This is a genomic window from Rhizobacter sp., assembly GCF_031412075.1.
Lineage (GTDB): Bacteria > Pseudomonadota > Gammaproteobacteria > Burkholderiales > Burkholderiaceae_C > Rhizobacter.
Window position 1 is genome coordinate 1 of record NZ_JANOCG010000199.1, and the last position, 11,391, is coordinate 11,391.

9 protein-coding genes are annotated in these 11,391 nt (G+C 65.9%); 7 read left to right on the forward strand and 2 right to left on the reverse strand.

Annotated features, from left to right (window positions below; all coding sequences use genetic code 11):
- Positions 1–189, forward strand: a 189-nt coding sequence (locus RMO40_RS06840) for a hypothetical protein (RefSeq protein WP_309718135.1), incomplete at its 5' end; no start/stop codon positions are given.
- Between the two features lie 90 nt (positions 190–279).
- On the opposite strand, the gene RMO40_RS06845 is transcribed toward RMO40_RS06840, so the two are convergent.
- Positions 280–975 carry a VIT1/CCC1 transporter family protein gene (locus RMO40_RS06845; protein WP_309718139.1) on the reverse strand — a complete coding sequence of 232 codons (696 nt, stop codon included), beginning with the start codon at positions 973–975 and terminating at the stop codon, positions 280–282.
- A gap of 71 nt (positions 976–1,046) precedes the next feature.
- The gene (locus RMO40_RS06850) at positions 1,047–1,436 is read right to left on the reverse strand and encodes a hypothetical protein (protein WP_309718142.1); all 390 of its coding nucleotides are present in this window, start codon (positions 1,434–1,436) and stop codon (positions 1,047–1,049) included.
- A gap of 324 nt (positions 1,437–1,760) precedes the next feature.
- Here RMO40_RS06850 and RMO40_RS06855 point away from each other — a divergent pair, with 324 nt between their 5' ends.
- The 6 genes from RMO40_RS06855 to ku form a co-directional block, all read left to right on the forward strand.
- Positions 1,761–3,941 carry an ATP-binding protein gene (locus RMO40_RS06855; RefSeq protein WP_309718161.1) on the forward strand — a complete coding sequence of 727 codons (2,181 nt, stop codon included), beginning with the start codon at positions 1,761–1,763 and terminating at the stop codon, positions 3,939–3,941.
- A gap of 175 nt (positions 3,942–4,116) precedes the next feature.
- The gene (locus RMO40_RS06860; protein ID WP_309718145.1) at positions 4,117–4,806 is read left to right on the forward strand and encodes a TetR family transcriptional regulator; all 690 of its coding nucleotides are present in this window, start codon (positions 4,117–4,119) and stop codon (positions 4,804–4,806) included.
- A 146-nt stretch (positions 4,807–4,952) separates the two neighbouring features.
- The gene (locus RMO40_RS06865) at positions 4,953–6,101 is read left to right on the forward strand and encodes a porin (RefSeq protein WP_309718148.1); all 1,149 of its coding nucleotides are present in this window, start codon (positions 4,953–4,955) and stop codon (positions 6,099–6,101) included.
- 147 nt (positions 6,102–6,248) lie between these two features.
- Complete coding sequence (locus RMO40_RS06870; protein ID WP_309718151.1) at positions 6,249–7,817, forward strand: AMP-binding protein; 1,569 nt, start codon at positions 6,249–6,251, stop codon at positions 7,815–7,817.
- A 159-nt stretch (positions 7,818–7,976) separates the two neighbouring features.
- The gene (locus tag RMO40_RS06875; protein WP_309718155.1) at positions 7,977–10,700 is read left to right on the forward strand and encodes an EAL domain-containing protein; all 2,724 of its coding nucleotides are present in this window, start codon (positions 7,977–7,979) and stop codon (positions 10,698–10,700) included.
- Positions 10,701–10,824: 124 nt separating this feature from the next.
- On the forward strand, positions 10,825–11,391 hold a 567-nt coding region (gene ku, locus RMO40_RS06880), incomplete at its 3' end, for a non-homologous end joining protein Ku (RefSeq protein ID WP_309718158.1).

Sequence of the window (11,391 nt, forward strand, 5' to 3'; positions counted from 1 at the left end):
AGCAAGATCCTCTCGACCCTGATCGTCGCCGCCTTCGCCCTGACCGGCGTGGCCGCTCAAGCCGCTTCGCACGCTGGTGCAGCCCCCATGAAGGCCAGCGCTCCGGCTGCCGCCGCCAGCAAGGCCAAGGCCGCTGAGAAGAAGGCCGAAGCCAAGGCTGAGAAGAAGAAAGAAGAAGCCAAGAAGTAATTCTTAGCTTCTTGCAAAAAGGGCAGACGCAGAAGCGTCTGCCCTTTTTCATTTCTGCGCCCACCTCTCGCGGCGCATCGGGTGAACCCGTCAGGCCACGGTGCCGAACAGCGCACCCACGCCTGCGGTGACGGCCATCGCCACCGCACCCCAGAAGCAGACCCGCCAGGCTCCGGTCAGCATGCTGGCGCCACCCACGCGCGCCGCCACCGCGCCGAGCAGTGCGAGAAACACCAATGCACTCCCGGCGACCCCCGGGATCAGCAGTGTGGCCGGAGAGAACGCGACCACGCCGATCGGCAACGCAGCGCCCACGGCAAAACTCGCGGCGGAGGCCAGCGCAGCCTGGATGGGTCGCGCGCTGAGCGTGTCGGAAATGCCGAGTTCGTCTCGTGCATGCGCGCCGATCGCGTCGTGCGCCATCAGTTGGGTGGCGACCTGGTCGGCCAGGGTGGCGTCGAGCCCGCGGCCCATGTAGATGTGCGCCAGCTCGCGGTGTTCACCCACGCCGTCGGCGGCGAGTTCAGCGCGTTCCCTGGCGAGGTCGGCTTTTTCAGTGTCGGCCTGGGAGTGCACCGAGACGTATTCGCCGGCGGCCATCGACATCGCACCCGCCACCAACCCGGCCACACCGGCGATGAGAATTGTTTGGGGACTGGCGTTCGATGCCGCCACGCCCAACACCAGGCTGGCGGTCGAGACGATGCCGTCGTTGGCACCCAGCACGGCGGCACGCAACCAGCCGATGCGGTCGGTGCGGTGTCTTTCTCGGTGTCGGGAGTGCATGGGTGAGCGTGCAGAAAACAGCAGTTGGCAGTATGGCTGCCGATGCGCCCGCTCGAGCGGTGTTCAGGCGATCAGGGCGCGAGGTGCGTGCGCCACAGCGCGCGCAAGGCGCTGATCGGGCGGGGCGCAGCAGTGGGCGCTGAAGGCAAGGCCGCTGCATCCTGTGAAAGTGGCTTGGCGGGCGACAGCAGTCGGCTCAAGCTGAAGGTCAGCGCCCACGAGGCCGCCACGAACAAACCCATGCCGCCAATGGCAAACAACACCAGCAGCGCCCCGTGTACCCAGTCGGCGCTGAGTGCTGAAAACAGCACCGCGGCCAACGCGGCCGCGGCGCCTGCGCGCAGGCTGCCCTTCGAGCCCAACATGCCACCCAGGGCCAGCGCGTAGCTCGCCACGAAAAGCCACGCCAGCACCATCTGCACGAGGCTGAGGTTGTTGAGTGTGAGCAGGATGTTGTCCATGCCCACAGCATAGACATGGGGGGTGGCAATTGGATGTCGGACAACGCCGCGTTGTGCACTTCCACCGACATGAGGGGAGTGCACGAGGGTGCGCTTGTAACGGCTGCGTCGCGCACACCACACGCATGTGCGAAAGCACGCAGTTGGCGCTGTGTCACACCAGCGTGGGGTTTCCCGTTCGGCTCGCGCAAACAGGGGGTGTTGTAATTCGCCGCACAGGGCTCAGCGAGAGGCGTGACGGGCATGACGCGGTGGTTCAGGCGACAGCAGGGCAGGCAAACAACAAGCATTCCGGCGCGCATACAGCTGCTGGTGGTGGCCAGCATGGTTCCGGCCTGGCTGTTGGCGGTTGGCGTGTCGTACTTCTCTTACGAGCGCGAGCGTGATGCGGTGTTGAGCGCCACGGTGCAGACCGCACGCTCCATGACGCAAGGTGTGGAGCGTGAGCTGGCGACCAGCATCGCGGTGCTGCAGGCACTCTCCACCTCGACCCGCATCGATGACAACGACCTGCGCCGTTTCCAGGAACGTGCCGCGCAAACCCTGCGCCTCAGTGGAGGCGACAACATCCTGCTGGTCGACACCCAGCTGCGCGTGCTCGTCAGCGCGGTCACGCCCTTTGGCGAGCCGCTGCCTCCCTTGCGCAATGACCGTTTCCCGCAGGTGATGGCCACGGGGCAGCCCGCGGTGTCCAACTTCTTCGTCGGCCAGGTGTCCAAGCAGCCGCAGATTGCGGTGGCGGCGCCGGTGATGCGCGATGGCAAGGCCGTGGCACGCCTGGAGATGGTGTTTTCGCCGACGCGTTTTGCGCAGATTCTCGAGCGGCAAGGTCTGCCTGCGGGCTGGGCGGCGGCGGTGATCGACCAACAGGGCGTGATCGTCGCGCGCAACCGCGGCGCCGGGCAGTTTGTCGGCAAGCCCGCGGTCGCGGCCCTGCAGGAGCAGCTCAAGCAACGCGGCGAAGGCAGCTTTCATGGCCGCACGCAAGACGGCGTCGACGTCATGGGCTGCTTCAGCCGTTCGAGCACCTACGGCTGGTCGGTCGTCATCGGCGTGCCCGACGCCGAGCTCGACGCCAAGCTGAGGCGCACGCTGCTGCTGTATGCCGTCGGTTCGCTGGTGCTGCTGGCGTTGGGCTTCGTGCTGGCCCGGCGCATCGGGCGAAGCATTGCCCAACCCATCCAGGCGCTGATCGCTCCTGCGCTGGCCATCGGCCGCGGCGAAGAGGCGACGATTGCCGCATCGCCCGTGCGCGAGGCCACCGAGCTGGGCCAGGCCTTGCACCATGCGCAGCAGCTGCTGCTGCAGCGCGAACAGGCGCGCCAGCAGGCCGAGGCGTCGCTGCGTGACAGCCAGTCGCGCTTGCGCATGGCGCTCGACGCCAGCCAGATCGGCGACTGGGACCTCGACCTGCGCACCCAGGTCATGCACCACTCGCTGCGCCACGACCAGTGTTTCGGCTACAGCCAGCCGGTGGCCGACTGGAGCGTGGCCCGCTTCTTCGACCACCTGCACCCCGACGACCGTGAGCGTGTGGACGCCTACATGCAAGGTGTGGTGAGCGAGGGCCGGTCGTGGCAACTCGATTGCCGTGTGGTGTGGCCCGACGGCAGCGTGCACTGGCTGGCCACGCATGGCACGTTCCTGCGTGAAAACGGCGTGCCGTACTTCATGCTGGGCATCGTGATCGACATCACCGAGCGCAAGCAGAGCGAAGAGTTGCGCGTGAACGCCGTGCGCCTGGAGGCCGAGAACCGGCAGATGCAAGAGGCCAATCAGCTCAAGAGCGAATTTCTCGCCAACATGTCGCACGAGCTGCGCACACCGCTCAACGCGGTGATCGGCTTCGCCGAAATCCTGCGCGCCGATGCGGCCCCGCTGACGCCGCAAAAGCGCAGTGAATTTCTCGGCTACATCGCCACCAGCGGGCAACACCTGCTGCGATTGATCAACGACGTGCTTGACCTCGCCAAGGTCGAGTCGGGCAAATTCGAGTTTTTTCCGGAGCCTGTCGATCTGGCCAAGTTGATCGGCGAGGTGATCGGCGTGTTGCAGGCCGAAGCGGCGCGCAAGCGCATCACGCTGGTCACCGAGCACGATGCGAGCCTCACCGACCTGAAGCTCGATCCGGCGCGGCTGCGCCAGATGCTCTACAACTTCTTGTCGAACGCCATCAAGTTCACCAACGAGGGCGGCCGGGTCGTGTTGCGCACGATGGCGGAAGGGGCGCTGAACCTGCGCATCGAGGTCGAAGACAACGGCATCGGCATCAGCGAAGTCGACCAGAAAAAGCTGTTCCAGCAATTCCAGCAAGTCCAGTCGGGTTATGCCAAGCCGCACCAGGGCACGGGCCTCGGCCTCGCACTCACGCGCAGCCTGGCCGAGCTGCAAGGCGGGCGTGTCGGTGTGCGCAGCGTGCCGGGCCAGGGCAGCGTGTTCTACCTCGTTCTGCCGCGCAGACCCGACGAAACCTTGCCCGTGTCCGGATCGCCCGCCGGCGTGTGATGAATGCGTCGGTGCTAGATTCGGCGGCCTTTGTCGATCCACAAGAACCACACCACCCCGAGGTGGCCCGCCGCATGAGCACCGACACGATCACCTCCTCCACACGCAGCACGCTCGGGGCCATCGGGCTGGGCGTGAGCGACCGGCAACGTTCGGCCGACGTCTGAAGCCCTTCATGGTGTCGGCCTCCAAGCGCACAACGGCCAAGCCGCGGCTGTCGGCGCAGCAGCGGCGCGACCAGATCATGGACAGCGCGACCACGCTCATCCTGCAGCGTGGCCTGCTGCACTGCACGTTGGAAGAAGTGGCGGCCATCGCAGGTATCAGCAAGGCGCTGATCTACCGCCACTTCTCCAGCCGCGACGAGCTGCTGGTGGCCTTGCTCGAGCGCGAGTACAGCGTGCTGCGCGGCCGCGGGCTCGGCGCCTTCCCGCCCGACACACCATTCGAGCATGTGGTGCGTGTGGCCACGCTGAAGGCGTTCGAATACCTCCACGAACGCGGCGAGATCCTGCGCGAGCTCGCCAGCGACCGCTCGACACAACAACTCCTGCAACCGCGCGACCGCGAGGAGCGCATGGCCAGCACGCGCTTCTTCGTCGACAAGTCGATCCGCACTTACGGGCTGCCGCCCGAGGTGGCGCAGATCGTTGCCGTCATCACCATCAACGCGCCGCTTTCGGCTGCGCGCGGGCTGCGCAAGTTCGGGTTTTCGCCGCAGGTGAGCGCCGATGTGTGGACCGAGTTCATGCTCGGCGGCTGGGCAGCCGTGGGCAAACGCTTCGGCACGGGGGCTGCCCCGGTGCCATCCGATCGCCATACCGAAACCACCAAACCGGCCCGGCGAACCACCGCCAAACGCTGAGCAGAAAGGCCCGAAAGGCCGTACCGCCTGTTCTGCTTGACGCACTGCAACGGAGGGATTCCCCTCGCTTGTGCACAAATCCACGCTTGTAGACTGAATGTCTACCAAGGCGTGCGCCCAAAAAAACAAGCGAGGAGACAAACACCATGAAGCGATTGATCGTGGCCGTGGCGGCGTTGGCTGCTTGTGCGGGCGCGGTGGCTCAAGGCACCAGCAGCGTGACCATTTTTGGCGGCGTGGACGGCAACCTCACCCGTGTCAGCGCCGATGGCCGTGGCCACATCTGGCAGGTTCGCGACGGCGGCATGTACGTGAGCAAGATTGGTTTCACCGGCAGCGAAGATCTGGGCGGCGGTTTTAGAGCCCACTTCTATCTGGAGTCGCAGGCCAACAGTGACACCGGCACCGGGTCGGCGACCAACACCAACAACCTCTTCAGCGGCAGCTCACCGGCAGGCGCATTCACCTGGAACCGCAAGGCCACCGTGAGTCTGTTCACGCCCGTGGGTGAAGTGCGCATGGGTCGCGACTACGTGGCCACCTTCGTGCCGCCCACCTACTTCGATCCCTTCTTCAGTGCAGGCGTGGCCAGTGCGGTGAACTTCCAGCCCTATTACAAGTACATCGCGCCCATCGGCCAGACGCTGGCCCCCGGCACCCTGGTGCGCGCCAGCAACATGGTGGGCTACTACATTCCCGCGACGTGGGTGCGTGGCCTGTACGCCTATGGCCAGGTGGCGCTGGGCGAGGGCACCGGTCCGCGCTACACCGGCATCGGCTCGGGCTACCGCACTGGACCGCTGTTCGTGGCGGCCGCCTTCGGCAAGACCAAGGCGCCCTTCACCGACGGTGGCGCCTACCTCACTGCGGCCACTGCGAACCCGGCGAACAACCTCACCGTGTGGTCGGTCGGCGCGTCCTACGACTTCAGCGGTTTCAAGGTGATGGGCTTCTACCACTCGCAGAACGTCGACTCCTTCGGGCAGCTCGGCGGCCCGACCGGAAAAGACCGCAAGGTCGACGACTTCATGATCGGTTTCTCGTGGGCGATCGGGGTCAACACCCTCAAGGCCGGCTTCATGCAGCGCAACGACAAGGGCCTGGCCGATGCCGACTCGCGCCAGCTGGGTCTGGGTTACTCGTACCACCTGTCCAAGCGCACCGCGGTGTACGCCAACTACGTGAAAATCAAAAACGAAAACTCCGCGAACTACAACTTCATCGCCTCCGGCTTCCTGCCGACCGCGGGTGGCAAAGCGAGTGCCATCCAGGCGGGCATCAGCCACAGCTTCTGACCCAGTCGTTTTCCTAGGCGGTGCCGGAGGAGAGTCCGGCTGCATGTTTGAATGGGGCTTCGGCCCCATCTTTTTTTGAGGGTATGCACCGATCATTCGCGGGCTGCATCGAGGCGAACAATCGACGCATCCTCCGTGGGCCGAACCATGAACGCAGACACCCCTCTCGTGCCCGACGCGGCGCTTTTGCAGCAGATGCTCGGCCAGTCGATGGCGCGAGGCATGGCGGTGGCGTTCTGGGCCAGGGTCATGCCGCAGGCCACGGCGGTGCTGGCCGCTGCCGGCAGCAGCAGCTTTGCCGAACTCAACGCACGTTGCAACCAGCTGGTGCGGGCCTTGCGGGCGCGGGGCCTCAAGGCGGGTGATGGTGTGGCGCTGATGTGCAGCAACCGCGTCGAGTTTGCCGAGGTGTTCTGGGCCACCCGCCGCGCCGGCTTGCGCTTCACGCCGATCAACTGGCACCTCACTGCCGATGAAGCGGCCTACATCGTCAACGACTCCGACGCCAAGGCGCTGTTTCTCGATGCGCGCTTTGCTGGCCTGGCCACCGATCTCGCCACACGCACCGACTGCGCACGCATCGCCATCGGCGGCGCGGTGGCGGGCTTCGAAGATCACGAAGCCGTGTTGCAGAGGCAGGCCGCAGACGACATCAGCGACCCGCAGCTGGGCACCTCCATGCTCTACACCTCGGGCACCACCGGCCGGCCCAAGGGCGTGAACCGCAGCGCCGTGGCAGGCAGCCCGACCAGCGAAGCCGCCGCCTACCAGCCCGGTGTGAGCGTGCACCTGTGCACCGGGCCGCTGTACCACGCGGCGCCGTTGTCGTTTTCACTCGCCGTGCCCCATGCCTTTGGTGCGGCGGTGGTGATGATGGACGGCTGGGACGCACAGCGTGCATTGCAGCTGATCGAAGCGCAGCGCGTCACCCACACCCACATGGTGCCGACCATGTTCCACCGCATGCTGTCGTTGCCCGAGGCGGTGCGCCGGGGGCACCGCTTGAACTCGCTGCAATACATCCTGCACGGCGCTGCACCGTGCCCGGTGCGGGTGAAACGCGCCTTGATCGAGTGGCTGGGCCCGATCGTGCACGAGTACTACGCCGCCACCGAAGGCATGGGCAGCATGGTCGACTCGCCCACCTGGCTGCGCAAGCCCGGCACGGTGGGCCAGCCGGAGCCGGGGCACATCCGCATCCTGGGTGATGACGGCAAGGAGGTGGCGGCCGGCGAGGTGGGCACGGTCTACCTGCGCGCACCCGACGAGTCACGTTTCAGCTACTACAAAGATCCGGTCAAGACCGAGCAGGCTTACGTCGGCCAGCACTACACGCTGGGCGACATGGGCTACCTCGATGCAGACGGGTACCTCTTTCTCACCGACCGCAGCGCCAACCTCATCATCTCGGGCGGCGTGAACATCTACCCGGCCGAGGTCGAGGCGGTGCTGCTCGCGCACCCGGCCGTGGCCGACGTGGGTGTGATCGGCGTGCCCAACGACGAGTGGGGCGAAGAAGTGAAAGCGGTGCTGACCTTGCACAACGGCCACCGGCCCTCAGACCCGCTGGCGCAAGAGCTGATCGCCCATTGCCGCGCGCAGCTGGCCCACTTCAAGTGCCCGAAGAGCGTCGACTTCGTGGGCGAATTGCCGCGCCATGACAACGGCAAGCTCTACAAGAAGAAGCTGCGCGAGAGTTATCGCAAGGAGAGGTGAGGGGCACCTGTCATTCCCGCCTTCGCGGGGAATGGTCGTTTGCCGAACTCATCACAGATGGTGACGTTTTCGTGGTTTGTGGCGCCACATGGCAGGTTTGTCGCTCAAGCCGGCCTGCTCTTGACCCGATATCACCCATGAACTCCGGGTCTTCGCGCCATGTCCGCACCTGCCGCCCGCTCCCAGCGGGCCCTCTCTTCGACCTCGCGCTTGTACGCCACGGCCTGCGCCGTGGCGGGAGCCTTGCTGCTGGCGCTTGCCGGCGCCACCTGGTGGATGCTGGAGAGGGCCTACACCAGCAGCGTGCAGCTCGCCTACAGCGAGGTCGATGCCGCCTCACAGCGCTTGAGCGACCGTGTGCAGCGCCTGCTCGACCAGGTGAACCAGACGGCCTCGTTGGTCAAGCACTACCAGGAAAACAGCGGCAACGTCGACCTGGCCGAACTGGAAAAGACCGGCCTGCTGGCCCCGTCGGGCCGTGTGTCGGTGGCCCTGGCCGACCACGCCGGGCAGGTGTTTGCCAAGACGCGCGCGCCGGGTGCCGTGCCGAACAAGGTCACCCACGTGGCCGACCGCCAGCACTTCCAGGCCTCCTGGACACGCCCCGGCCTGGCCGTCACCGAGCCGGTGTTTTCCGAGGAGCTGCAGCGTTGGCTGGTGCCCGCGGGCAGGCAGCTGCGCCGCGGCGACGGCAGCTTTGCCGGCGCCGTCTTGATGGCGTTCGACGCCGCCTTGTTGACCGAAGGTTTTCTCGTCAACGACCAGCCCGGCAACGTGGTGGGCGTGCTGGGTGCCGAGGGCATCTTCCGCTCGCGCCTGTCTGATGAGCGCCAGACGGCGGGCGACCTGGTCGACGGCGAGCGCATGCTGCGTGCCGCCAGGCGCGTCGACCGCAGCATGACGCCCACACCCAGCCCCACCGACCGTGTGGCGCGCTTCTCGTCGGTCACGCAGATTCCCGGCCACGACCTGTACGCGATGGTGGCGGTGCCGGCGTCGACCTCGATGGCGGGGTACGAAGCCTTGCGCGCACGCTCGATGGCCGTGGCAGGCTTGGCGGCTTTGGTGATCATCGCGATCACCTTGGTGCTCACGCGCCAGAGCGGCCGCCTGCGCCGCACCGTGGTCGAGAAAGAACGCGCCGAAGAACGTGTGTTCCATGAAAAAGAACTGCTTGAAGTCACGCTGCGATCCATCGTCGACGGGGTGGCCACCACCAACCACCTGGGGCGTGTGACCTACCTCAACCCGGCGGCCGAAGAGATGACCGGCTGGCCTGCGCTTGAGGCCATCGGCAAACCCTTGTCGGAGGTGGCGCCGCTCGTTCACGCCCACACCCGCGAACGCCTGAACCATGGTTTGGCCGAACTGGGCCGCCCCGGCGCGCAGCCACGCTCGGCGCGGGACTCGGTGCTGGTGCATCGCAATGGCGTGCACCGCTCGATCGAAGATTCGGCGGCCCCCATCCTCGGCCACGACGGCCTGGCGGTGGGCGCGGTGCTGGTGTTCCATGACGTGAGCCCGGCCAAGAAGCTGGCCGCCGAAATGTCATACCAGGCGAGCCATGACCTGCTCACCGGCCTGCTCAACCGTGCTGCCTTCGAGGTGCGCCTGGACACGGCGCTGGCCACCGGCGACGCCGAAGCCCATGGTGTGGTGATCTGCCTCGACCTCGACCAGTTCAAGGTGGTCAACGACACCTGCGGCCACGCGGCCGGCGACCAGCTGCTCAAGCAGGTGACGACGCTGCTCACGCAAGAGGTTCGCAAGCAAGACACCCTGGCGCGGCTGGGCGGCGACGAGTTTGCGGTGCTGCTCGAGGCATGCCCGCTCGAGCCTGCGCTGCGTGTGGCCGAGGCTCTGCGCCTGCGCATCAGCGAGCTGCAGTTCGTGTGGGAGGGCCGCTCCTTCCAGCTCACGGTGAGCATCGGCCTGGTGCCGTTCAAGGCCCATCAATACAACCGCACCGACCTGCTGCGTGTGGCCGACTCCGCGTGCTACGTGGCCAAGGAAGCGGGCCGCAACCGCGTGCATGTGTACGACGACGCCGATACCGCCGTGGCCACGCGAACCGGGGAGCTCGATTGGTACTCGCGCCTGCAAAAGGCGCTGACGGAAGACCGCTTCGTGCTCTATGGGCAGCGCATCGCGTCGATTCAAGAGAACGGCGGCGGCTTTGAGAGTGTCGAGGTGTTGATTCGTTTGCAAGATGACGAAGGCAAGATCGTCGCGCCGATGGCCTTCATCCCGGCTGCCGAGCGGTATGGCCTGATGCCGTCGATCGACCGCTGGGTGATCTCGAAAGCGCTGCAGATGCACGCCGGCTTTGCCAGGCACTACCAACTGCCGGCACGCTTCAGCATCAACCTGTCGGGTGCGTCGATGGCCGACGCCTCACTGGTCGACTTCGTGCGCGAGCAGCTCAGGGCCCACCGTGTGGCGCCCGAGCTGGTGTGCTTCGAGATCACCGAAACCGCCGCGGTGGGCAACTTCGACGTGGCGGTGCAGATGATGCACGGCATGCGCGATCTGGGCTGCCGCTTTGCGCTCGATGACTTCGGCGCTGGCATGTCTTCGTTCACCTACCTCAAACGATTGCCGGTCGACTACGTGAAGATCGACGGCGCCTTTGTCAAAGACATGGCCAAGGACACGGTCGACTTTGCGATGGTCGAGGCCATTCACAACGTGGCCCACCGCATGGGCCTGCGCACCGTGGCCGAGTTTGTGCAGAACGACGCTACCATCGAGATGCTGCGTCGCCTGGGCGTCGACTACGTGCAAGGTTATGGCGTGGAAAAACCGCGCCCGCTCGACGACGACTCGCGGGCCAGCGAGGGCACGGCCGTGAAGGTCGCGTCGGCGCAACTCATCGCCGCCTGAAGTGGCCTGAACCGCGCGCCGTAGGCGCATTCCCACAGCAAAACACGGCGGCCCGCACTGGCCGCGAGAGGCCGGCCGATCCTAGGATCGTTTCACTGCTTTGCACGTCGAAACGAGGCTACTCATGGCTACCGCATCACGCGCCCTCTGGAAGGGCGCCATCAGCTTCGGGCTGGTCCATATTCCGGTCAGTTTGCATTCCGCCACCACCGAAAGCGGCGTCGATTTCGACTGGCTCGACAAGCGCAGCATGGATCCGGTGGGCTACAAGCGTGTCAACAAGCGCACCGGCAAGGAAATCGACAAGGACAACATCGTCAAGGGTGTGGCCTATGAAGAGGGTAAATACGTGGTGCTCAGCCCCGAAGAGATCGAGGCGGTGTACCCGAAGTCGACCCAGTCGATCGACATCGAGGCCTTTGTCGACGCGGCCGAGATCCCCTTCGTCTACCTCGACCGACCGTATTACCTGGCGCCCATCGGCAAGGGCGAGAAGGTCTATGCGCTGCTGCGCGAGGCACTGTTAAAGAAGGGCAAGGTGGGCCTGGCCCGCGTGGTGATCCAGACCAAGGAACACCTTGCTGCGTTGGTGCCCGCGGGGCCGGCGCTGGTGCTCAACCTGTTGCGCTGGGGCGCTGACATCCGCTCCTGGGAAGACCTCAAGCTGCCCAAGGAAGGTGTGAAAGGGGCG